This window comes from Planococcus sp. ISL-109, assembly GCF_018613655.1.
Lineage (GTDB): Bacteria > Bacillota > Bacilli > Bacillales_A > Planococcaceae > Planococcus.
The window spans coordinates 66336-90707 of record NZ_JAGGPW010000029.1 but is presented as its reverse complement, the minus strand read 5'-3'; the positions used below and the strand labels follow the sequence as shown (position 1 = coordinate 90707).

Here is a 24372-nt window from a genome sequence, read left to right as displayed (position 1 = left end):
AAGAATAAGATTAGATTTTTTGAGAAAAAGCTTGAAAAAAATCGGTATTATTGATATAATGAATCTTGTCTTTCAAATTAATACAGTCTAGTGACGATGGCAAAGAGGCCACACCCGTTCCCATCCCGAACACGGAAGTTAAGCTCTTTTGCGCCGATGGTAGTTGGGGGTCTCCCCCTGTGAGAGTAGGACGTCGCTGGGCACATGAAGAAAGTCGTTACCGTCATTGGTAGCGGCTTTTTTGTATGGATTTTTTTATGAGTTTTCGCTAACAAGGTCTATACCCTCTTGCAATCGTGCTTTGATTGACCTAATATGAAATTTAATTGCGAAAGAAAGGCTGTAAAACTTGGATATTAATCCTTTTTTAATGGTGTTGATTATCTTTTCGATCGACATCGCTTATGTCATATTCTTCAATGTGCGCATGATTATGACGCTGAAAGGTTTCTACTATTTAGCGGCGCTGGTCAGTATGGTCGAAGTGGTTATATTAATAGTAGGACTTGGATTAATTTTGGACAATTTAGACAAAATCCAGAACTTGATCGCTTATACGACCAGTTATGGATCCCGCAATCCGGCGTTGTCATCGGTTCGAAAATCGAGAAGAAAATGTCGCTTGGCTATATTGCAGTCAACTTTATCACGAGTGATGAAAGTGGTTATTTGCCCGGAAATTACGCGAAAAAGACTACGGCGTGACGGATTGGGACGCCAACGGCATGCGATGAGAAATCTTGTTCCCTGGAAAATGGAACTGAAATTGTATCGGATCATCAAAGATATCGATCCGAAAGCCTTTATCACCGCTTTTGAACCGAAGATGATTCACGGCGGTTTCTGGGTAAAATAAGTGAAAAGAGGTAGGTTGTTTAAATGAGCAAAAAGACGCTGTGGTTTGAAGTGCAGGAACACGAAACGCTGGAAGACTGCCTAGACCGGATGAAGCAGGAAGGCTATATGGCTGTTGGCCGAAAAGAAGAGCCTTTATTTGAAGAAATCAATGGGGAGCCTGTACCAGTTCGCCAGATCATCAAGTTTAAAGGTAATAAAATCGAAAAATAGCAGAAGATGGCTATAAAACACGAACATTAAATAAAACAAACTATACATTGTTCGACTTTATCATTGACGCACTAGATCCATCTTGTTATGATTAATAAGGAAACCCCATATATGCAGAAGGATTGGCTTCTGCGTCTCTACCAGGACACCGTAAATGTCCGGACTATGCGGGAAAGCAACTTATGGTACTTATAACGGAGGATGTGCTTTTTTATGCCATCACGTATGATTTCGTTGAATCAAAGTCCTTAAGTAAACTGCTTTTCACGTCATGTGAGCAGTTTATTTGAGGGCTTTTTATTTTTGAAAGAGAGGTTATTGAATGGATCCGCGAATCGGCATTATTATGGGAAGCTCGAGTGATTGGGAAACGATGAAACATGCGTGCGACGTGTTGGATGAACTGAAGGTCGGTTATGAAAAGAAAGTGATATCAGCGCATCGAACACCGGATTTGATGTTCAGCTATGCTGAGGAAGCTAGAAGTCGCGGCTTACATGTCATTATTGCCGGAGCTGGTGGTGCTGCCCATCTTCCGGGAATGGTCGCTGCGAAAACTACTTTGCCGGTCATCGGCGTTCCAGTGCAATCAAAAGCGCTGAATGGCTTGGATTCATTATTGTCCATCGTTCAAATGCCGGGTGGTGTGCCGGTCGCAACAGTTGCTATCGGAAAAGCTGGCGCGATTAACGCAGGCTTGCTTGCTGCACAGATTTTAGGGACTGTCGATAAACAGGCAGCTGAGGCGCTACAAGCGAGACGCGAGCGGACTGCAGAAGCCGTTTTGGAAAGCTCAGGTGATTTGATATGACGAGAACGATTTTGCCCGGACAGACAATCGGCATTATCGGGGGCGGCCAATTGGGTCGCATGATGGCTTTGGCAGCCAAAGAAGCGGGCTTTAAAATTGCGGTTTTGGATCCGGGAATGGACTCTCCGACAGGGCAAGTAGCGGATATTCAAATCGTGGCCCCCTTCAATGATGCACAAGCATTGGAAGAGCTAGCGGAAGTAAGTGACGTCATCACATATGAGTTTGAAAATATCGATGTGGACGGGCTTCGCCATTTGACGGAAATTGCTTATGTGCCTCAAGGCGCAGAACTGATCGGCATTACCCAAAATAGAATCATCGAGAAAAAAGCGATTCGTGCAGCCGGTGTACCGGTAGCGGATTATATAGAAGCTTCTACGTTCGAACAGCTACAAGAACAAGCGGCCACTTTGGATTATCCGTTTGTCGTGAAAACGGCAAGAGGCGGATATGATGGCAAAGGCCAGCAAATCGTCAAACATGCAGATCAGCTCAAGGAAGCACAATCTTTGTTCCAATCAGGGGATTGCGTTGCAGAAGCATTTATTGACTTCACGATGGAAATCTCTGTTGTGATTCAGCGCAACACATTAGGCGAAACGGCTATCTTGCCGATTGGCGAGAATATCCATAAAGATCATATATTGCACCAAACGATTGTGCCTGCACGGGTTGATGAAGAAACGATCCGAAAAGCGCAGCAAGCGGCACACGCAATCGCCGAGCATTTGCAAATGGTCGGAACGCTGGCTGTCGAGATGTTCGTGCTGGCGGATGGAGAAATCCTAGTCAATGAACTGGCACCGCGTCCGCATAATTCGGGACATTATTCAATCGAAGCGACGAATATTTCCCAGTTCCACCAACACATCCGCGCCATTTGTGGATGGCCGCTGCGCAAGCCGAAACTTTGGAGTTCGGCTGTCATGGTCAATGTGTTGGGAGAGCATGTGGCGCCGCTGACGAAAAAAATCGCGCACTACCCAGACTGGTCGATTCATCTATACGGCAAGGATGAGGCAAAGCACAAGCGCAAAATGGGGCATGTGACCATTTTGACGGAAGACCTTGAACAAACACTTACAGAAATCGAAGCATCCGGCATCTGGCTGGAATAATTGGAGGATATTGATTATGATCGCACGTTATACACGCCCGGAAATGGGTGCCATTTGGACAGAAGAAAACAAATACCAAGCATGGCTGGAAGTGGAAATTCTTGCTTGTGAAGCATGGGCTGAAATCGGAGATATCCCGAAAGCAGACGTTGCGAAAATCCGGGAGAATGCAGGCTTTTCAGTCGACCGCATCTTGGAAATCGAAGAAGAAACACGTCACGACGTAGTTGCCTTTACACGTGCGGTTTCTGAAACGCTTGGGGAAGAGCGCAAATGGGTTCATTACGGACTGACGTCAACGGATGTTGTCGACACGGCGCTGTCGTATCTTTTGAAGCAGGCGAATGAAATCCTGCGCAAAGATTTGACGAATTTTATCGACATTTTAGCTGCCAAAGCGAAAGAGCATAAAATGACAGTCATGATGGGGCGTACGCACGGTGTCCACGCAGAGCCGACGACATTCGGTTTGAAATTGGCGCTTTGGCATGAGGAAATGAAGCGTAATTTGGAGCGTTTTGAAGCAGCTGCGAAGTCGATTGAAACGGGAAAAATGTCCGGTGCAGTCGGAACGTATGCAAATATCGATCCATTTGTCGAAGAATATGTGTGCAAAAACTTAGGCATTGCCGCATCACCGATCTCGACACAGACTTTGCAGCGTGATCGCCATGCACAATATATGAGCACGCTCGCGTTGATCGCCTCATCAATCGAAAAGTTCGCGACGGAAATCCGCGGCTTGCAGAAGTCAGAGACGCGTGAAGTGGAAGAGTTTTTCGCGAAAGGACAAAAAGGATCATCAGCGATGCCGCATAAACGCAACCCGATCGGTTCTGAAAATATGACTGGCCTTGCACGTCTAATCCGCGGTTATATGGTGACAGCGTATGAGAACGTTTCCCTTTGGCACGAACGCGACATCTCGCATTCGTCTGCAGAACGCGTCATTTTGCCGGATGCGACGATCACTTTGAACTATATGCTCAACCGTTTCGGCAATATCGTCAAGAACTTGACAGTGTTCCCGGATAATATGAAACGCAATATGGATTCGACACTCGGGCTTATCTATTCACAGCGCGTACTGCTCACGCTGATCGATAAAGGCATGGCACGTGAAGCTGCATATGATACAGTTCAGCCTTGTGCGATGGAGGCATGGGAAACGCAGACTTCTTTCCGTCAGGTTGTAGAAGCGAATGATACGATCACATCCCAGCTGTCGAAAGAAGAGCTGGATGATTGCTTCGATTATAACCACCACTTGCAACAAGTCGATATGATCTTCAACCGTCTCGGATTAAATTAAACGGAGGCATCAATCATGGAAAAAGCTCAGCTATTGTACGAAGGAAAAGCGAAGCGTCTGTATAAGACGGACGAGCAAGGCATTCTTTGGGTGGAATATAAAGATTCCGCCACTGCGTTCAACGGAGAGAAAAAAGAAGAGATTTCGGGCAAAGGGCGTTTGAACAATCAAATTACCTCTTTGCTGTTTGAAAAATTGAAAGAAGCCGGCATCGCTTCTCATTTCGTGAAGCAATTGTCTGAACGTGAGCAATTGGTGCGCGAAGTGAGCATCATTCCTATCGAAGTCGTCGTGCGCAATATCGTCGCCGGCAGCATGGCAAAGCGCCTCGGACTTGAAGAAGGCCAAGTGATCCAACAGCCGGTTGTGGAATTTTACTTGAAAGACGATGAACTCGGTGATCCGCTTATTACGGATGACCACGTCGATATGCTGGCGCTTGCGACAGAACAGGAAGTTGCTGCACTGAAAGACAAAGCACGGACTATCAATAAGGTGCTGATCGGCTTTTTCCAAGATATTGGTGTTGATTTGGTCGATTTCAAAATCGAATTTGGCCGTGACGAAAACGGTGAAATCCTGCTGGCTGACGAAATTTCACCGGACACATGCCGCTTATGGGATAAGGAAACGAAACAAAAACTCGATAAAGACGTATTTCGTCGGAATCTCGGCAACTTGACCGATGCTTATGAACTCATTTTATCTCGACTGGGAGGACAAAATTGATGAAAAAAGTAAAAGTGTATGTGACTTTGCGTGAAAGTGTACTCGACCCACAAGGATCTGCTGTGATGGGATCGCTCCATAAGATGGGCTATGGGGAAGTTCAGGATGTCCGGATCGGCAAATATTTGGAGCTTGTTATCGGAGACAGCGAGCGCGATGTAGATGCTTTGGTCGAAGAATTGTGCAGCCGCCTGCTTGCGAACACGGTAATAGAAGATTACCGCTATGAAATCGAGGAGGTTGTCTCGCAATGAAGTTTGCAGTGATTGTTTTCCCAGGATCGAATTGTGACTTGGACATGTACCACGCCATCAAAGATGAGCTTGGAGAAGAAGCAGAATACGTTTGGCACGATACACACGACTTAAGCAGCTATGATGGCATTCTGTTGCCGGGCGGCTTTTCATATGGTGATTATTTGCGCGCAGGCGCCATCGCACGCTTTTCAGGTGTCATGGACGAAGTGCGTAAAGCGGCGGAAGCCGGCAAACCGGTTCTCGGCATTTGCAATGGATTCCAGATTTTGACGGAAGCAGGGCTTCTCCCGGGGGTATTGTTGCGCAATAAGGATTTGAAATTCACTTGCCGTACGGTCAGCTTGAAAGTCGAGAATGCCAATACTTTGTTCACAAACGACTATGCACAAGGCGAAGAAATCCGCATTCCGGTCGCACACGGCGAAGGCAATTACTATTGCGACGATGCGACATATCAGCATTTGAAGGACAATAACCAAATCGTTTTTACTTACGCAGAAGACTTTAACGGCAGCCGCAATAATGTGGCAGGGATCATCAATGAACGCGGCAACGTGCTCGGCATGATGCCGCACCCTGAACGTGCCGTTTCCGACTTGATCGGCGGAACGGACGGCTTGCCATTATTCAGATCAATCGTTAAACAGTGGAGGGAATCACATGTCAGTCACGCTTGAACCGAATGCAGTCCAAATTAAAGAACAGCAAATCTACAAGCAGATGGGTTTGTCGGATGCTGAATTCAAAATGGTCGAAGACATCCTCGGCAGAACGCCGAACTACACTGAGACAGGTTTGTTTTCTGTCATGTGGTCTGAACATTGTTCCTATAAAAACTCCAAACCAATTCTATCGAAATTTCCAACTTCAGGCGAACATGTCTTGCAAGGGCCAGGAGAAGGAGCAGGAATCGTCGATATCGGAGACGGCCAGGCTGTCGTATTCAAAATGGAGTCTCATAACCACCCGTCCGCAATCGAGCCTTACCAGGGAGCGGCAACAGGCGTTGGCGGAATCATCCGCGACGTTTTCTCGATGGGCGCTCGTCCTGTCGCATTGCTGAACTCGTTGCGCTTCGGGGAACTTGAAACACCTCGTGTGAAATACTTGTTCGAAGAAGTAGTAGCAGGCATCGCCGGTTACGGCAATTGCATCGGCATTCCGACAGTCGGAGGCGAAGTGCAGTTTGATGCATCGTATGACGGAAATCCACTCGTCAATGCGATGTGCGTCGGCTTGATCGACCATAAAGATATCCAAAAAGGCGTGGCTAAAGGAACCGGCAACCCGGTCATGTACGTCGGCGCGAAAACAGGCCGCGACGGCATCCACGGCGCGACGTTTGCATCCGAAGAATTGACCGATGCATCCGATGAAAATCGTCCGGCGGTACAAGTCGGCGATCCGTTCATGGAGAAATTGCTTCTTGAAGCATGCCTCGAACTGGTGAAATCCGATGCACTCATCGGCATCCAGGACATGGGGGCTGCTGGGCTAACTTCATCTTCAGCGGAAATGGCATCCAAAGCCGGATCCGGCATCGAGATGGATTTGGACCATGTGCCACAGCGCGAAACGAACATGACGGCTTATGAAATGATGTTGTCGGAATCCCAGGAACGCATGCTCATCGTCGTCAAACAAGGGCGCGAGCCGGAAATCACCAAGCTATTCGAAAAGTATGGACTTGATGCCGTAACTGTCGGAAGAGTAACAGACGATTCCACATTGCGCTTAAAGCATAAGGGTGAAATCGTCGCAGAAGTGCCGGTCGACGCACTAGCAGAAGATGCGCCGGTTTATTACCAGAAATCAAGCGAGCCGGATTATTACCGCGAATACCAAAGCTTGCCGAACGAAGAGCCGAAAGTCGAAGACCACCAGGCAGCACTTCTGGCGCTCTTGCAGCAACCGACCATTGCCTCGAAAGAATGGGTCTATAATCAGTACGATCACCAAGTGCGAACGAGCACGGTCGTATCGCCTGGCTCTGACGCAGCGGTGATCCGCGTGCGTGGCACGAATAAAGGGCTCGCGATGACAACGGATTGCAACTCGCGTTATATTTATTTGGATCCGGAAACCGGCGGGAAAATCGCTGTCGCAGAAGCGGCGAGAAACGTTGTCGTATCAGGCGGCAGACCACTTGCAATCACGGATTGCCTGAACTTCGGCAACCCAGAAAAGCCGGAGATTTTCTGGCAGTTAGAAAAAGCGGCAGACGGAATGTCCGCAGCGTGTCTCACGTTGAACGCACCCGTAATCGGCGGTAACGTCTCTTTATATAATGAAACAAACGGTACAGCCATTTATCCGACTCCGACGATCGGCCTCGTTGGCCTAGTCGAAGATTTGAAGCATGTGACGACGCAAGACGCGAAAAAGCAAGGCGATTTTGTCTATCTCATCGGCGGCAGCATGACGGAATTCGGCGGAAGCGAATTGCAGAAAATGGTGGAAGGCCGCATTTTTGGAAAAGCGCCGTCCATCGACTTGGAAGTGGAAGCACAACGCCAATCGCAGATTCTTTCTGCGATCCAGCAAGGTTTGGTAGCATCGGCACATGACACGGCAGAAGGCGGCGTCGCAGTGGCGTTAGCTGAGAAAACATTCGGCAATGGGCTCGGCGTCGAAGTGACATTGACAGGCTCCAAAACGACCGCTTTGTTCAGTGAAACACAGTCACGCTTTTTGCTGACGGTTTCACCTGAGCAAGCGGAAGCATTCGAGAATACAGTTACAGATGCACGGAAAATCGGTGAAGTCACGGGTGATCGTTTGATCGTCAAAGGGGAAGACGGAGCCGTATGGATCGATGAGTCGGTCGAAACGCTCCGCTCCGCCTGGAAAGGGGCTATACCATGCTTGCTGAAATCAGAGGGCTGAACGAAGAATGCGGGATTTTTGGCATTTGGGGCCACACCAACGCAGCGCAACTCACGTATTATGGGCTTCACGCTTTGCAGCATCGCGGACAAGAAGGCGCCGGAATCGTTTCCACTGATGGGGACGCATTGCGCGCACTAAAAGGCGAAGGCATGGTCAGTGAAGTTTTTACACCGGAAAAATTGGAGAAGATAACGGGCATGGCGGCAATCGGCCATGTCCGCTACGCGACAGCAGGCGGCAGCGGGATTGAAAATGTCCAGCCGCTGCTGTTCAATTCGACGACCGGCAGCCTGGCTATTTCCCATAACGGAAATTTGGTAAACGCGACGCAATTAAAAGGACACCTCGAACGCCAAGGAAGTATTTTCCAAACGACTTCCGATACGGAAGTGCTCGCTCACCTCATCAAACGGAGCGGTTATGAAAGCTTTGAAGAAAAAGCGAAAAATGCATTGTCGTTATTAAAAGGCGCTTTTGCTTGCCTGATCTTGACGGAAGATGCGATGTTCGTGGCGCTCGACCCGAACGGTTTGCGCCCATTGTCGGTCGGCAAGATGGGCGATGCATGGGTCGTAGCTTCAGAAACGTGTGCATTTGATATTGTTGGAGCGGAGTTTGTCCATTCGGTCGAACCGGGTGAGTTTTTGGTAGTAAACAATGATGGCATGCGCAAGGAACGCTTCGCGTATCCAGCAGAGCGCTCGATTTGTACGATGGAATATGTTTATTTCTCCCGTCCGGATTCCGATATCGACGGCATCAACATCCACTCGGCAAGAAAGCGACTCGGCAAGCAATTAGCGAAAGAAGTCCACATCGAAGCGGATGTCGTCACCGGTGTTCCCGATTCCAGTATTTCCGCAGCAATCGGTTTTTCCGAGCAGAGCGGTATACCTTATGAACTTGGACTCATCAAAAACCGTTATGTCGGACGGACGTTCATCCAGCCTTCACAAGAATTGCGTGAACGGGGCGTCAAAATGAAGCTGTCGCCTGTACGCCAAGTGGTTAAAGGCAAGCGTGTGGTCATGGTCGATGACTCGATCGTCCGTGGTACGACGTCTCGCCGCATCGTCACTTTATTAAAAGAATCTGGTGCGACGGAAGTGCATGTTGTCATCAGTTCACCGCCAATAAAAAACCCTTGTTTTTACGGCATCGACATCAGCACTTCCGGAGAATTGATCGCCGCAAACAATACAGTTGAAGAAATGCGAGAAATCATCGGTGCGGATTCGCTGACATTTTTATCGGTCGACGGCATGGTCCAAAACATCGGACGTACCGATCCAGGCTCGAAATGCGGCCATTGTTTGGCGTGTTTCACAGGCGACTATCCAACGAACATTTACCCGGATACCGTCTTGCCGCATGAAAAAGAAAAAGTGAAATAGGGGGAACCGAAGTGTCTAAAGCGTATGAAAAAGCAGGTGTCAATATCGAAGCGGGCTATGAAGCCGTCAAGCGGATGAAATCCCATGTCGAGCGCACCGCACGCACTGGAATGCTCGGTGCATTCGGCGGATTCGGCGGCATGTTCGATTTGTCCGAGCTGAATTTGAAACAACCGGTTCTCGTATCCGGGACAGATGGTGTCGGCACGAAGCTAAAGCTGGCCTTTATGGCGGATAAGCACGATACGATCGGTGTCGATTGCGTCGCAATGTGCGTCAACGACATCGTCGCGCAAGGTGCGGAACCATTGTTTTTCCTCGATTATATCGCTTGCGGCAAAGCGGTTCCCGAAAAGATCGAACAAATCGTCAAAGGCGTAGCTGATGGCTGCGTAGATGCCGGAGCGGCACTGATCGGCGGAGAGACGGCCGAGATGCCAGGGCTTTATGAGGAGAACGAATATGATATCGCAGGCTTTGCGGTCGGTGCTGCTGAAAAAGCGGACATCGTCACGGGTGAACGAATCCAAGCGGGGGATGTGTTGGTGGGGCTTGCTTCAAGCGGCATCCACTCAAATGGCTACTCGCTCGTCCGCCATATTTTGTTCGGCGAAAGCGAAGGATCATTAGATGATAAAGTGGAAGGCTTTGAACAGCTCGGTACACTCCAATCGTTGCTTCTTGAGCCGACGAAAATTTATGCTAAAACGGTGCAGGCTATACGCACAAAAGCGGACGTCCACGGAATGGCACACATTACGGGTGGCGGATTTATCGAAAACTTGCCGCGCATGATGCCGAGTGGGCTCGGCGTGGAAATCGAACTCGGTTCCTGGCCGGTGCTTCCGGTGTTTGATTTGTTGAAAATAAAAGGCGAACTGACAGACCGCGATTTGTATTCCGTGTTCAATATGGGCATCGGTTTTGCCGTAGCGGTTTCTGAAGCAGATGCGCAAGCGGCGATCCAAGCGGCCGAAGCGAGTGGCGATAAAGCATATGTGATTGGCCGTGTGACCGAAACAGAGGGCGTTTATTTTCAAGGCAGTCAGGACGGGACTTTGAATGAATAATCGAACAAAAATTGCCGTTTTCGCTTCTGGAAACGGCTCTAATTTTCAAGCGCTCCATGAAGCGATCGTGGAAGGTCGGCTGGATGCGGAAATCGTATTGGTGGTCACAGACAAGCCGGACGCTTTCGTAGTGGAAAGAGCAAAACAAGCAGGAGTCCCGGCACTTACTTTTTTACCGCGCAACTTCGCTTCAAAAGAACAGTACGAATCGATGCTTGCGAACGAACTCGAAAAAGCAGGGGCCGAGTGGCTCGTGCTTGCCGGGTTTATGCGTTTGATCGGTTCTGTTCTATTGTCCGCTTATGAAAACCGCATCGTCAATATCCATCCGTCGGTGTTACCGGCTTTTCCCGGAAAAGATGCAATCGGCCAGACGCTTGCCGCAGATGCTGAAGTGGCGGGTGTTACGGTGCATTTTGTCGACGAAGGCATGGATACAGGGGCGATTATTGCGCAGCAATCATTTCCGGTGGACAGCCAAGACCGTGAAACCGTAGAACGCAAAATCCATGACATCGAACATCGCTTATACCCTGAGAGTTTGCAGCAATTATTCAGCCGGCAACAGTCGGTATAGGAGGTCCATTGATGAAAAGAAGAGCATTAATGAGCGTTTCGGACAAATCCGGAATTTTAGAGTTTGCCCGTGAACTAGTGAAAATGGACGTAGAAATCTTGTCGACAGGCGGCACGCGGAAGCATTTGGAAGACAATGGCGTTCCGACGACTGCGGTAGATGAAGTGACCGGTTTTCCTGAAATTCTGGGCGGCCGCGTTAAAACTTTACACCCGTTGATCCACGGCGGCTTGCTAGCGAAACACGATGATGCTGAGCACCAGCAGCAAATGAGCGATAACGGAATTTCGCCGATTGAATTTGTCTGTGTTAATTTATACCCGTTTCGTGAAACGATTTCAAAACCGGATGTGACAGTCGACGATGCCATTGAAAATATCGATATCGGCGGCCCGACAATGCTGCGTTCTGCGGCAAAAAACCATGCTTATGTCACGGTGATTGTGGATTCCGGCGATTACGAGGCGGTGCTCGCGGAACTGCGCAAACAGCAAAAAACAAGCCTAGGGCTGCGCCGTAAACTTGCAGCAAAAGTATTCCGCCACACAGCGGCGTACGATGCGTATATTTCCAATTATTTAACGGAACTGACGGATGAACAATATCCGGAGCAGTTGACCCTTACATATGAATTGTCCCAAGCGCTGCGCTACGGCGAGAACCCGCATCAGAAAGCTGCATTCTACAAGAGCGCACTCGGTTCGGATTTCTCGATCGCGCACGCTACACAATTGCACGGCAAAGAACTTTCCTATAACAATATTCAGGACGCCAATGCAGCGCTTCAGATCATCAAAGAATTCACCATGCCAGCAAGTGTTGCGGTCAAACACATGAACCCGTGTGGCGTCGGCACCGGAGACACCCTTGCGAAAGCATTCGCGAAAGCATACGAAGCGGATTCGACATCGATCTTCGGTGGCATTGTCGCTTTGAATCGTGAAGTTGACCTCGAGACGGCGCAACAATTGTCGGGGATTTTCCTTGAAATCGTCATCGCGCCGGCATTCACAGCCGATGCGCTCGAAGAACTCGGCAAAAAGAAAAACATCCGTTTATTGACGGTACCGTTCGAAACAAAGCGCCGCGATAAATGGAATACGGTGACGGTCGAAGGCGGCTTGCTCGTCCAAGAGCCGGATACGTTCGGCTACTCGGATGCCGACATTCGCGTCGTTACGGAGAGACAGCCGACAGAACAAGAACTCGAAGCCTTGAAACTCGGCTGGAGCGTCGTCAAGCACGTTAAATCGAACGCCATAGTAGTATGCGATGAGTCGATGACTTTAGGCGTTGGGGCCGGACAGATGAACCGCGTCGGTGCAGCGGCCATTGCACTCGAGCAAGCGGCTGATAAAGCGCAAGGCGCCGCGTTGGCGTCAGATGCCTTTTTCCCAATGTCCGATACGGTAGAAGCGGCCGCTAAAGCCGGCATCAAAGCGATCATCCAACCGGGCGGATCGAAAAAAGACCAGGAGTCGATCGATGCAGCGAACGCACACGGCATCGCGATGGTCTTTACAGGCGTCCGTCATTTTAAACATTAATCGGGGAGGTGCACGTTTATGAACGTATTAGTTATCGGCAAAGGGGGGCGCGAACATGCGCTTGCCCATCAATTCGCCATTTCGCCATCAGTCGAACAAGTTTACGTAGCTCCTGGCAATGCCGGCATGGCACAGGACGCGGAACTGGTTGCGATCGATGAACTAGATTTCGAAGGACTCGCCCAATTTGCACAGGACAATGATGTGGCATTTACGTTTGTCGGTCCGGAACAGCCGCTGGCAGAAGGACTCGTCGATTTCTTCGAACAACGCGGCTTGAAGATTTTCGGGCCGAACAAAGCGGCAGCGCGCATCGAAGGCAGCAAAGCGTTCGCCAAGGAATTGATGAAGAAATACGATATCCCAACCGCAAGCTATGACAGTTTTTCGGATACAGCGAAAGCTATAAGCTACATCAAACAACAAGGAGCGCCGATCGTCATCAAAGCGGACGGCCTTGCTGCAGGCAAAGGCGTCGTCGTGGCACAAAGCGAACAGGAAGCGATTGACGCGGTGACGGATATGCTCGACGGACAGAAATTCGGCACATCGGGATCCACTGTGGTTATCGAAGAATTCTTGGACGGCGAGGAATTTTCATTCATGTCGTTTGTCCAGGACGGAAAGATCTACCCGATGGTCATCTCACAAGACCATAAGCGTGCTTACGATGGCGACATGGGTCCGAATACCGGCGGCATGGGTGCATACTCGCCGGTGCCGCAAATATCACAAGCGATCGTGGATGAGACCTTCACAAAAATTGTCCGTCCGACAGTAGAGGCGATGAAGAGTGAAGGCACTCCATTCAATGGCATTTTGTATGCCGGCATCATTTTGACCTCTCAAGGCCCGAAAGTCATCGAATTCAATGCGCGCTTCGGCGACCCGGAAACGCAAGTCGTCTTACCGCGCCTCAAGACCGACTTAGGCACGTTCATTTCGTCGATTTTGGATGGCCATGAAATGGAGCTTGAATGGGATGAACGCCCTGTGCTCGGCGTTGTCGTTGCAGCAGCTGGTTATCCGGGAACTGTTGAAAAAGGTGCGCCTTTACCGGATCTCGCGCAACTGCAGGATGTGACCATCAGCCATGCCGGAACAAGCCGCACAGGAGATAAATTCATCGCAAACGGCGGCCGCGTCATTTTGGTCGCAGGCAGCGGGGAAACACTTGAGGATGCTCAGCGTATCGTCTATGCAGCACTCGGGAAAGTGGATTGGAGCGGATTCTTTTACCGCAAAGACATCGGCTGGCGTGCAATATAAGTGAATAGTTGCTATAATGAAATGACACAATTTCGTCACGAAGCTGTGTCATTTTATTTATGCGGCAAACTGCCGCGGAGGATTTTCACAAGCCCACTTTTACCTCTTTTACTAAACTCCAATTTCCACCAAGCATTACCCCGGAAGAAACAAAACCAGCAGGGCATTCAAACTCGGAAGGAGCAGAAATGATGAACTGGTATGAAAAACTGAATCAGTATTTTCCTATACAGGAAATGAAATCGAAAGAACATATGGACTCGCTGCTGAAAGAAAAAGGCAGTGTCTACTACAAAGACGAAGGTCCATACCACGTGTTGATGTATGCAGAGTTTCCGAACTTTTCATTCGTTGATTATTTATACGTCTCGAAAGAATCACGCGGAATGGGCATCGGCAAAAAAGCATTGCACTTCCTGAAGGATAAGAACAAACCGATCATCCTGGAAGTCGAACCGGTCGACTACGAAGACACCGATTCGGAAAAGCGTTTGCGCTTTTATGCACGGGAAGGCTTCGAGCATGCATCATCAATCGGCTATTGCCGCCGTTCGCTTGCGACTGGTGAAGAAAACTCCATGGAGATTCTTTACTGGGCGCCGAACAACGAAACCGAAGAAGAGATTTTCGAAGCGATGAAAACGATGTACGAAGATATTCACACGTACAAAGACGAGCATTTCTACGGCGAATCCTATGACCCGGTTTCCGATGTGCTGACTAGAAAAGAACAAGATCAGAAAGATATCCTGAAGCCATTCAGTAATCCGGTCAATAAATAAGTGAAAATCCACGTCCAAGAGACGTGGATTTTTTTGTCCGAAGCTGAAAACAGCGTGGCGATTTTTAAGTCCTTCCCTGTAAAATACTGCATAATTATGCTAGGATATGAAGTATGAATATCGAAAAGAGAGCAGGTGCCTTCGCATGGTAAACCCTTTATGGAAAAACATAGAAATACGGAAACAATTGAAAATTGTCACAAAAGAATTGTCCCCGGATCTCGTGCTGACGAATGCTACGTATCTGCATGGGATTTTTAAAAAATGGATGAATGGAAATATTTGGGTAAACGACGACCGTATTGTTTATGCCGGCAAAGAAATGCCGAAAATCGATGAGTCGACAGAAGTGGTCGATGTCTCAGGCAAATTCATCGTACCGGGCTATATGGATCCGCATGTGCACCCATACCAGCTTTACAATCCGCAGCGCTTTGCTGATTTTGCTGCGCAAGGCGGAACAACCGGCTTTATCTCGGATAACTTGCCGTTATTTTTAGCGTTGGAAAACGAGAAAGCGTTTACATTGCTTGATCGTCTGGCCCAGTTGCCGTTTACGTTTTATTGGTGGACCCGTTTTGATTCCCAAACGGAATTGCTCGAGGAAGACCAAAAATTCACATCAAAATCAGTCGGCGAATGGCTTGACCGTCCGGATGTCTTGCTCGGCGGAGAACTTACTGGCTGGCCGAAACTGATGGCCGGCGATGACCAAATGCTTTACTGGATCCAAAAAGCGAAGACCAACCGTAAGAAAATCGAAGGCCATTTCCCGGGAGCGTCCGAGAAAACTTTGGCGCGCATGAAACTGCTTGGAGCGGATGGTGATCACGAAGCGATGACGGTTGATGAAGTGGAAATGCGCTTGCTTCACGGCTACGGTGTGACGCTGCGCCATTCTTCTATCCGTCCGGATTTGCCGAATTTACTCGCGGGAATTGTCGAACGTGAACTGAATGTCTTCGATAAATTGATGATGACGACTGATGGTTCGACGCCTACGTTCCATAAAGACGGCGTTATAGATCTATGCATACAGATTGCCCTTGACGCGGGGGTTCCGGCAATCGATGCGTATATGATGGCGTCATATAACGTGGCGCGCTATTACAATATGACTAGTTTGCACGGTTTGATTGCGACCGGCCGTTATGCAAATTTGAACATTCTCGATTCAATCGACAATCCGGTGCCGAGCGGAGTTATTTCAAAAGGCGTATGGCTCAAGCGCGACGGCGAAAAGGTGTGCTCACTCGATGAAGTGGACTGGTCGGTGCTGCCGGATCTCGAACTTGATTTCGAATTGACTGATGATGACTTCCAGTTTTCGATGCCGTTCGGCGTGGAAATGATCAATGACGTCATCACCAAGCCGTATTCGGTGAATGTCGATACCAATGTCGAACGCTTGTCGAAAGACCACGAAGAAAGCTTCCTCATGCTTATTGACCGCAACGGAAAATGGCGCGTGAACACCTTAATTAAAGGATTTGCAGCTAGAGTTGACGGATTTGCTTCTTCTTATACGAACACAGGGGATGTCGTGCTGATCGGCAAAAGCCGCAAAGATATGTGGAAAGCTTTTGAACGAGTGAAGCTTCTAAAAGGAGGCATCGTCTTGATGGAAAACGGCGAAACGGTTTGTGAATTGCAATTGCCAATCGGCGGTATCATGTCGGAGTTGCCGATGGAACAATTGATGGAAAAGGAAACGGCATTGAAGAGCGCTTTGAAACAACGCGGCTATGAACACGGAGACGCTGTCTATACATTATTATTCTTGATGGCGACACATTTGCCGTATGTACGCATTACCCAAAAAGGGATTTATGATGTGATGAACAAAACCATCTTATTCCCGGCATTCATGAGGTGATCAGGATGAAAAAATGGCTGCTCGTGCTTTCTTTATTGCTTATCATAGGTTTGCTCGGTTATTGGCTGATGGGAAGGGACCGCTCTGAATTACCTCAAACACCGGAAACGCCAGATGCGCCGGAACAAGTGCCCGAGGAAGTACTGACCACTGCACCCTTCACAGGACTCGAAGGTGACGGGCCCTACGACCGGCGAGCAGTCATGGCAGTCATCAATAATCATCCGGCTGCCCGTCCCCAAACCGGACTGGGCGAAGCAGATATGGTTTTTGAATTGATTGCGGAATACAATATTACGCGTTTTTTGGCGCTCTACCAAAGCCAGTTTCCAGTGAATATCGGTCCGGTCCGCAGCGCACGCGATTATTTTGTGGAGCTGGCGTCTGCTTATGATGCGTTTTTCGTTGCACACGGTTATAGTCCGGAAGCGAAGCGCCTGCTCGATTCAGGAGTGGTCGACCATATAAATGGGATGCAGTACGATGGGACTTTGTTCAAGCGCTCTCTTGACCGGGTGGCGCCGCACAATTCCTATATCACGTATGAAAATATCAAACTGGCGATGGATATGACGGACGCTTCAACCAATTACAGCGTAAAAGCGCCTTATGCTTTCTCTGCACCGGGGGAAAATGATAAACTAGGGGAACAAGCAACTTCCGTAGAAGTGATATACGGAGGAGATACTGTTTTTACGAGCACTTATACGTATGATGCAGAGACGAAACGCTACACCCGCGCCTCTGGCGGAACAGTATCTGCTGACAAAGAAAGTTTGCAGCGCATCGAAGTCGCCAATGTCCTGGTCATTGAAGCTGATCACCAGACGATAGATGCTAAAGGGCGCCAAGAAATCGATTTGCTGAGCGGCGGCCGCGCTTTATTGTTCCAGGAAGGCATTGTGCGAGTGATCGAGTGGCGTGAAGAAAATGGCATGCTTGTGCCGATCGACGATAGTGGTACGGCCGCTCTCACCGAAGGCAAAACATGGATCCACATTGTTCCTGAGACACCGGGATTGAACCAGGCCGTTCAATACACCCCGTAAGCCAAGAGAAATGAAAGGACGTTGAATATGCATGCAGGTTGATAAAATCCGAGGCCCTCAAACCGATCAATTGATTGAGGCGGTACTGGCATTAGACAATAAAGAACAAGCGTATCGATTTTTCGATGATCTATGCACCATCAGTGAAATCCAGTCTTTATCGCAGCGCTTTGAAGTCGCCCATATGCTGCGCTTGAAAAAGACTTATGAAAAAATCAAAAATGAAACGGGTGCAAGTACGGCAACGATTTCCCGAGTGCGCCGGTGTTTGAATTACGGCAATGATGCCTATGAAGAAATGCTCGATGTGCTGTACCCAGAGGAAAAAACGATTGAAACGACAAAAGACTGATCAGTGACTTATGCTGGTCAGTTTTTTTATGGTGAATTTCTGTCGATTGCAATGGATGAGAACAGAGTGTTGGCTCATCTTTTGTTATAATGGACAGACGAAACTATAAGCAGAGTAAGGAGAATATGCGTGGACTTTCAAACATGGCGGCATGTCTTTAAATTAGACCCCGCGAAAGAAATTGCAGATGAACATTTGGAACGAATTTGCGAATCCGGGACCGACGCCATCTTGATTGGCGGAAGCGATGATGTCACACTCGATAATGTCTTGGAGTTGATGTCTCGCGTGCGCCGCTATTCGGTGCCGGTCGCACTTGAAGTATCGACGGTGGAATCGGTGACGCCGGGCTTTGATTATTATTTTATTCCGAGTGTCTTAAATAGCAGCAACCCGCAGTGGATCAAAGGGCTTCATCACGAAGCGATCCGCGAATACGGCGACATCATGGATTGGACGGAAATCGTGCCGGAAGGCTATTGCATCCTGAACCCGGAATGCAAAGCGGCGAAACTTACGGAAGCGGACACCGTGCTGGATGAGGAGGATGTGCTGGCGTATGCACGCATGGCAGAGCATTTTTTCCGCCTGCCGGTATTCTACTTGGAATACAGCGGCACATACGGCAATCCGGAACTCGTCAAGAAAGCTGGAGCGGTGCTATCTGACACCCGTTTGTTTTACGGGGGCGGCATCGATTCCGTGAACCGTGCGAAAGAGATGGCAGCCGTTTGCGATACGATCGTTGTCGGTAATATCATATATGAAGATTTAAAAAAAGCGCTTGCGACCGTCAAGGCAGTTGCGGAAACGGCTGGGCAATCGTTATAATAATAAGAACGAATGTTCGAGGTGGTGCACAATGGAATTAATTACAAAAAATCTGCTGCGGGGAATGAATCCCGAACAAGAAGAAGCAGTCAAGACAACGGAAGGGCCGCTATTGATCATGGCAGGTGCAGGGTCTGGGAAAACACGTGTGCTGACGCATCGCATCGCTTATTTGGTGCTCGAAAAGCAAGTGTATCCATCCAATATTCTGGCGATCACGTTCACCAATAAAGCGGCACGGGAAATGCGCAACCGGATCGATGGCTTGCTTGGACACGGAACGGGCGACCGCATGTGGGTGTCGACATTCCACTCGATGTGCGTGCGTATTTTGCGCCGTGACATCGACCGCATGGGCTACTCTAAAAACTTCTCGATACTTGATATGACCGATCAATTGACGGTCATCAAAAATGTCTTGAAGCAGCAAAACTTGGATCCGAAAAAATACGAACCGCGGACGATGCTGAACGCTATTTCGTCGTCGAAGAATGAATGTATCGACGCGGAAACTTTTGTCGCAAACGCCAATCAATTTAACCCATATGAAAAAACTGTCGCGGATGTCTATGCCGGCTATCAGAAGCGGCTTCAGAAAAACCAATCGCTCGATTTCGATGATTTGATTATGGTGACCTTGAAGCTGTTCGAAACAGTGCCGGAAGTGCTGGAATTCTACCAAAACAAATTCCACTATATACATGTCGATGAATACCAGGATACGAACAACGCGCAGTATCAGCTTGTACAGTTGCTGGCGAAAAAATACAAGAACATTTGCGTCGTCGGCGACTCCGACCAGTCGATTTACCGCTGGCGCGGCGCAGATATCACCAATATTCTGTCGTTCGAAAAAGACTACCCGAACGCTAAAGCCATCATGCTCGAACAGAATTACCGTTCGACAAAGCGCATTTTGCAGGCGGCAAACGATGTCATCAAGAAAAACACGAGCCGTTACCCGAAAGAATTGCGCACCGATAACGACGAGGGCCCGGCGATTACGCTCCACAAGGCAGGGGACGAACGCCAGGAAGCGCAATATATTGTACAGACGATCCAAAACCTTATGCAGGAAGAAGGATACAAAACGTCTGATTTTGCGATTTTGTACCGAACTAATGCCCAGTCCCGTATATTGGAGGAAATGTTCGTCAAATCGAATATGGCCTACACAATCGTCGGCGGCACGAAGTTCTATGACCGCAAAGAAATCAAGGATTTGCTGGCGTATTTGCGTTTGATTGCGAATAACGACGATGATTTGTCATTGGCGCGTGTCATCAATGAACCGAAGCGCGGCATCGGGGCGACCTCATTCGAGAAAATGGCGCGTTTTGCAATCGAGCAGGACCGGACCATTATGGACTCACTGCAAGAAGCGGATTTTATGGGGTTGACGGCAAAAACCGCCCAGACCGCATTGGAATTCCGTTCGATGATTGCGGGATTCACCGAGATGCAGGAGTATTTGTCGGTTACGGAATTGGTGGAAGAAGTGCTGAAAAAGTCCGGCTACCGCCAAATGCTGCAAAATGACAAAACCATCGAAGGCGAAAGCCGACTGGAGAACTTGGATGAGTTCCTGACGGTCACGCAAGCATTCGAGAAACAAAGCGACGACAAATCACTGGTGGCATTTTTAACCGACTTGGCGCTGATTGCGGATATCGATTCATTGGATGAGGAAGAAGAACAGGGCGATGGCCCGATCATCCTCATGACGATGCACGCGGCGAAAGGTTTGGAATTCCCGGTCGTATTCATTGTTGGTTTGGAAGAAAATGTATTCCCGCATTCCCGTTCGAATAACGATGATGAAGAACTTGAAGAAGAGCGGCGCCTTGCGTATGTAGGTATCACGCGTGCGGAAAAGCGTTTGTATTTGACACATGCCTCGTCACGAACTATTTTCGGGAAGAGCAACTTTAATTTGCCTTCACGTTTCATTTCCGAAATTTCGGAAGAACTCATCGAACAAACTATTGCAAACCACCGTGCTGGCGCTGCGACAAGCTATAAGCAAGCACCGAAGAGAAAAGCCGTCTTCAAGCCAGGCTATAAACAATCAGGCGGCGATAAATTGGGCTGGAAAACCGGTGACCGGGCAACGCATAAAAAATGGGGCATCGGAACGGTCGTCAACGTTAAAGGCGAAGGCGAACAAACCGAACTCGACATCGCTTTCCCGAGCCCAGTCGGAATCAAACGACTGCTTGCGAAATTTGCGCCGATTGAAAAAGAATGATCTGGAGGAACTTGAATGGATCGCATCAAAGCTGAAGAACGGGTAATCGAATTAAACGAACAACTGCTAAATTACGGACATGCGTACTATGTCCTGGATAAGCCGGTAGTGCCGGATGCCGTTTATGATCAATTGTTGAACGAACTGATCGAGCTGGAGAATTTGTATCCCGATCTGATTTTTCCGGACTCTCCGACACAGCGAGTCGGTGGAATGCCGCTGTCGAATTTCAAAAAAGTGCAGCACGAGCGCCAGATGCTCAGTTTGTCGAACGTGTTTAATGAAGACGATTTGCGCGATTTCGACAAGCGTGTCCGCGGAGGGGCTGGAGATTCGGTCGAATATGTCTGCGAATTGAAGATTGACGGCTTGGCCGTTTCACTCATTTATGAAGATGGCAAACTGGTGCGCGGCTTGACACGCGGCGACGGCCGTGTCGGAGAAGATATTACCGTCAATTTACGGACGGTCCGTTCGATTCCACTCAAGCTCCAACAGCCGGTGTCGATTGAAGTGCGCGGTGAAGTGTTCATGCCTAAAAGTTCATTTCATGCACTAAATGAAGACCGCGAAAAGCAAGGGGAAGAATTATTTGCCAATCCGCGAAACGCCGCTGCCGGTTCTTTGCGCCAGCTCGACTCGAAAGTTGCCGCCAAACGCAATTTGGATGTATTCATTTACGGCATCGGGGGCGACGGGGAAACTTACGGGTTGAACGATCACGAACAATCACTCCATTATTTGTCTGAGCTCGGCTTTAAAGCGAATACGGAACGAAAAGTATGCAAGACGGTAGAAGAAGTGCTCGAGTATATCGAAACATGGACCGCCGAACGCGGCAAATTAAGCTATGAAATCGATGGCATCGTCATCAAAGTGAACCGTTTCCTTCATCAGCAGGAGCTCGGGTTTACTGCGAAAAGCCCGAAATGGGCGACCGCTTATAAATTCCCGGCGGAAGAAGTGATGACGACCGTCCGCGATATTGAACTGAGCATCGGCAGAACCGGCGTGGTGACACCGACCGCCATTTTAGAAGCGGTGGCTGTTGCCGGCACGACCGTGCAGCGGGCATCGCTCCACAATGAAGACTTGATCCGCGAACGCGATATCCGCATTGGCGATAAAGTCATCATCCGCAAGGCAGGCGACATCATCCCTGAAGTCGTGCGTGCTTTATTAGATATGCGAACAGGGGATGAACAGCCGTTTGAAATGCCGACAGAATGTCCAGCATGCAGCAGCGAGCTTGTGCGTATCGAAGGAGAAGTGGCGCTGCGCTGCGTCAATCCGAAATGTCCTGCACAAATCGTCGAAGGCATGATTCATTTTGTTTCCCGCAATGCGATGAACATTGATGGGCTCGGCGAAAAAGTCGTCGAGCAATTGTACCGTGAAGGTTTGATCCAGGATATTTCAGATCTTTATGCGTTGACGAAAGAGCAATTGTTGAATCTTGAACGGATGGGCGAGAAATCGGCTTCGAATTTGATCGATGCAATCGCTGCGTCGAGAGGCAATTCAATGGAGAGGCTGCTGTTCGGCCTCGGAATACGCCATGTCGGCGAACGTGGCGCGCGCATTCTTTCCGAACAGTTCGGAACGATGGACAGTTTGATGAAAGCAAGCCTTGAAGAATTGGTTGCAGTCCATGAAATCGGCGAAAAAATGGCAAATGCAATTGTCACCTACTTTGAAAAAGAAGAAGTTTTGGCACTTGTGGAACGTTTGCGCGAGCGAGGCGTCAATTTAGCGTATACAGGAACAGTCGTCCATATAGAAGAAGGCGCGAATGCCTTTGCGGGCAAGAAAATCGTGCTCACCGGGAAACTGGAGAACTTGACGCGCCAAGAAGCAGGGGTACGCATTGAAGCGCTCGGCGGCAAGTTAACGGGCAGCGTCAGCAAGAAGACCGATTTGCTCATTGCGGGTGAAGAGGCAGGATCGAAGCTCGACAAAGCGCAGGACTTGGGCGTGGAAATATGGAATGAAGAACGCTTGCTTATGGAATTGAACGTATAAGGAGATTAGCAAATGAAACGCATATGGTGGATCCCAATCGGCGTTTTGCTGCTTACGGGATGTGTCCCTTCCGGCAATGACGAAGCGGAAGTGATCAACGCAGAAGAAGAAGTGGAAACAGCAATCATCCCGAGTATGCAGCTCGATGAGCAATATTACCGGACGCTTTTGCCTTATAAGCAAAGTGCAACACGCGGAAAGATTGTCAGCAGGCTGAACTCGCGCTACGACATTAAAGAGGCCGAGCACGGCTTATTGCGCCTGTCCCAGCAGCAATTCTCACCGGAAGATTATTATTTCCAGGAAGGCCAGATGATCACCGATGAGGATGCAACAAGCTGGCTGCAGCGCACAAACCAGGACAATTCGAATGGCTTGAATCCAGAAGATGGGCGCTCAGCGGCGGAACAGAAAGAAGGTGAGCGCCCAGAGCCTGAACTACTTGCCCATATCCTTGAGCAAAACTATCTCGTCAAAACCGAGGAAGATAAAATCCGCCTAGGCGGAGTGTCGATCGGCCTGGCGATGAATACGGTTTATTACAGCTCGACGGACGGCATTCCATATGAGGAATCCATTCCGCAAGAGGAGATCGCGAGAGAAGGCAAGCGAATGGCGGATGAAATCGTCAGCCGTTTGCGTGAAAAAGAAGAGATGGTGGATGTGCCGATTCTTGTGTCCTTATTCGCCCAGAACAACCGTAATGCGATGACGCCTGGCACTTATTTTGCATACGGAGCCGCCCCAAGAGGTGAGAGCGAAGTAGCGAACTGGAACGACATCAACGAAGAGTTCGTAGTGTTTCCGACGTCGGGAACAAATGAACAATACCGGGATATCGATACAGCATTCCGCAACTTCAAGCAAGACGTTGAACTATATTTTTCCAATTTCACAAGCGTAATCGGGAAAGGGTTTTATCAGGACAATCAATTGCAGGAGTTGAAAATCGAGATTCCGATTCAGTTTTACGGTTCTTCCGAAGTCATCGGATTTACGCAATACGTTACGGGCCTCATAATCGATCATTTCCCTGACAATGTTGAGCTTGAAGTGAATGTCACGTCGACCAACGGGGCGGAAGCGCTCATTTTAAGAAAAGCGGGAGAGGCGGAGCCGATCGTTCACATTTATGAATAAATCCGTAATTTAAAGGGGCAGCCGGCTG

21 protein-coding genes, 1 rRNA gene, 1 pseudogene and 1 riboswitch are annotated in these 24372 nt (G+C 48.9%); all 23 genes and pseudogenes read left to right on the top strand.

Annotated features, from left to right (window positions below; genetic code table 11):
* Positions 1 to 86: 86 nt before the first annotated feature.
* Positions 87 to 202, top strand: a 5S ribosomal RNA gene (gene rrf / locus J7E21_RS15400).
* A 168-nt stretch (positions 203 to 370) separates the two neighbouring features.
* Positions 371 to 856 (top strand): annotated as a pseudogene (locus tag J7E21_RS15395) (DUF2179 domain-containing protein).
* 23 nt (positions 857 to 879) lie between these two features.
* Entirely contained in the window at positions 880 to 1068 is a 189-nt protein-coding gene (locus J7E21_RS15390) for an NETI motif-containing protein (RefSeq protein WP_215109403.1), read from the top strand.
* Between the two features lie 85 nt (positions 1069 to 1153).
* Positions 1154 to 1254: riboswitch (purine riboswitch) on the top strand.
* A 136-nt stretch (positions 1255 to 1390) separates the two neighbouring features.
* Positions 1391 to 1879, top strand: coding sequence for a 5-(carboxyamino)imidazole ribonucleotide mutase (gene purE, locus J7E21_RS15385; protein ID WP_215109401.1), 489 nt, complete (start codon positions 1391 to 1393; stop codon positions 1877 to 1879).
* Positions 1876 to 3000, top strand: a complete 1125-nt coding sequence (gene purK, locus J7E21_RS15380) for a 5-(carboxyamino)imidazole ribonucleotide synthase (protein WP_215109399.1) — start codon at positions 1876 to 1878, stop codon at positions 2998 to 3000. Before purE ends, purK begins: the two co-directional genes overlap by 4 nt.
* 16 nt (positions 3001 to 3016) lie before the next feature.
* The gene (gene purB / locus J7E21_RS15375; RefSeq protein WP_215109397.1) at positions 3017 to 4312 is read left to right on the top strand and encodes an adenylosuccinate lyase; all 1296 of its coding nucleotides are present in this window, start codon (positions 3017 to 3019) and stop codon (positions 4310 to 4312) included.
* 15 nt (positions 4313 to 4327) lie between these two features.
* Positions 4328 to 5041 (top strand): phosphoribosylaminoimidazolesuccinocarboxamide synthase, encoded by a 714-nt coding sequence (gene purC, locus J7E21_RS15370; RefSeq protein WP_215109395.1) that lies wholly within the window; start codon positions 4328 to 4330, stop codon positions 5039 to 5041.
* Positions 5041 to 5295 (top strand): phosphoribosylformylglycinamidine synthase subunit PurS, encoded by a 255-nt coding sequence (gene purS / locus J7E21_RS15365; protein ID WP_215109393.1) that lies wholly within the window; start codon positions 5041 to 5043, stop codon positions 5293 to 5295. The genes purC and purS overlap by 1 nt, the downstream gene beginning before the upstream one ends.
* Positions 5292 to 5975 carry a phosphoribosylformylglycinamidine synthase subunit PurQ gene (gene purQ, locus J7E21_RS15360; protein WP_215109391.1) on the top strand — a complete coding sequence of 228 codons (684 nt, stop codon included), beginning with the start codon at positions 5292 to 5294 and terminating at the stop codon, positions 5973 to 5975. The genes purS and purQ overlap by 4 nt, the downstream gene beginning before the upstream one ends.
* Positions 5959 to 8184, top strand: coding sequence for a phosphoribosylformylglycinamidine synthase subunit PurL (purL, locus tag J7E21_RS15355; protein WP_215109389.1), 2226 nt, complete (start codon positions 5959 to 5961; stop codon positions 8182 to 8184). The genes purQ and purL overlap by 17 nt, the downstream gene beginning before the upstream one ends.
* A complete protein-coding gene (purF, locus tag J7E21_RS15350; protein ID WP_215109387.1) occupies positions 8160 to 9581 on the top strand; it encodes an amidophosphoribosyltransferase in 1422 nt (473 codons plus the stop codon). The genes purL and purF overlap by 25 nt, the downstream gene beginning before the upstream one ends.
* A gap of 11 nt (positions 9582 to 9592) precedes the next feature.
* Complete coding sequence (gene purM / locus J7E21_RS15345) at positions 9593 to 10651, top strand: phosphoribosylformylglycinamidine cyclo-ligase (RefSeq protein WP_215109385.1); 1059 nt, start codon at positions 9593 to 9595, stop codon at positions 10649 to 10651.
* Positions 10644 to 11228: a phosphoribosylglycinamide formyltransferase gene (gene purN, locus J7E21_RS15340; protein ID WP_215109383.1), complete on the top strand. Its 585-nt coding sequence runs from the start codon at positions 10644 to 10646 to the stop codon at positions 11226 to 11228. Before purM ends, purN begins: the two co-directional genes overlap by 8 nt.
* 11 nt (positions 11229 to 11239) lie before the next feature.
* Positions 11240 to 12775, top strand: coding sequence for a bifunctional phosphoribosylaminoimidazolecarboxamide formyltransferase/IMP cyclohydrolase (gene purH / locus J7E21_RS15335; protein WP_215109381.1), 1536 nt, complete (start codon positions 11240 to 11242; stop codon positions 12773 to 12775).
* Positions 12776 to 12793: 18 nt separating this feature from the next.
* A complete protein-coding gene (purD, locus tag J7E21_RS15330) occupies positions 12794 to 14044 on the top strand; it encodes a phosphoribosylamine--glycine ligase (RefSeq protein WP_215109379.1) in 1251 nt (416 codons plus the stop codon).
* Between the two features lie 191 nt (positions 14045 to 14235).
* Positions 14236 to 14826, top strand: coding sequence for a GNAT family N-acetyltransferase (locus J7E21_RS15325; protein WP_215109409.1), 591 nt, complete (start codon positions 14236 to 14238; stop codon positions 14824 to 14826).
* A 145-nt stretch (positions 14827 to 14971) separates the two neighbouring features.
* Positions 14972 to 16702, top strand: coding sequence for an adenine deaminase C-terminal domain-containing protein (locus tag J7E21_RS15320; protein ID WP_215109377.1), 1731 nt, complete (start codon positions 14972 to 14974; stop codon positions 16700 to 16702).
* A 5-nt stretch (positions 16703 to 16707) separates the two neighbouring features.
* Positions 16708 to 17751: a DUF3048 domain-containing protein gene (locus J7E21_RS15315; protein ID WP_215109375.1), complete on the top strand. Its 1044-nt coding sequence runs from the start codon at positions 16708 to 16710 to the stop codon at positions 17749 to 17751.
* Between the two features lie 31 nt (positions 17752 to 17782).
* Positions 17783 to 18103 (top strand): YerC/YecD family TrpR-related protein, encoded by a 321-nt coding sequence (locus J7E21_RS15310; RefSeq protein WP_215109373.1) that lies wholly within the window; start codon positions 17783 to 17785, stop codon positions 18101 to 18103.
* A gap of 129 nt (positions 18104 to 18232) precedes the next feature.
* On the top strand, positions 18233 to 18934 hold the full coding sequence (pcrB, locus tag J7E21_RS15305; RefSeq protein WP_215109371.1) for a heptaprenylglyceryl phosphate synthase: 702 nt from the start codon (positions 18233 to 18235) through the stop codon (positions 18932 to 18934).
* 31 nt (positions 18935 to 18965) lie between these two features.
* The gene (gene pcrA, locus J7E21_RS15300) at positions 18966 to 21182 is read left to right on the top strand and encodes a DNA helicase PcrA (RefSeq protein ID WP_215109369.1); all 2217 of its coding nucleotides are present in this window, start codon (positions 18966 to 18968) and stop codon (positions 21180 to 21182) included.
* Between the two features lie 15 nt (positions 21183 to 21197).
* Positions 21198 to 23204, top strand: a complete 2007-nt coding sequence (ligA, locus tag J7E21_RS15295) for an NAD-dependent DNA ligase LigA (protein ID WP_215109367.1) — start codon at positions 21198 to 21200, stop codon at positions 23202 to 23204.
* Between the two features lie 12 nt (positions 23205 to 23216).
* Positions 23217 to 24344: a CamS family sex pheromone protein gene (locus J7E21_RS15290; RefSeq protein WP_215109365.1), complete on the top strand. Its 1128-nt coding sequence runs from the start codon at positions 23217 to 23219 to the stop codon at positions 24342 to 24344.
* Positions 24345 to 24372: the final 28 nt, after the last annotated feature.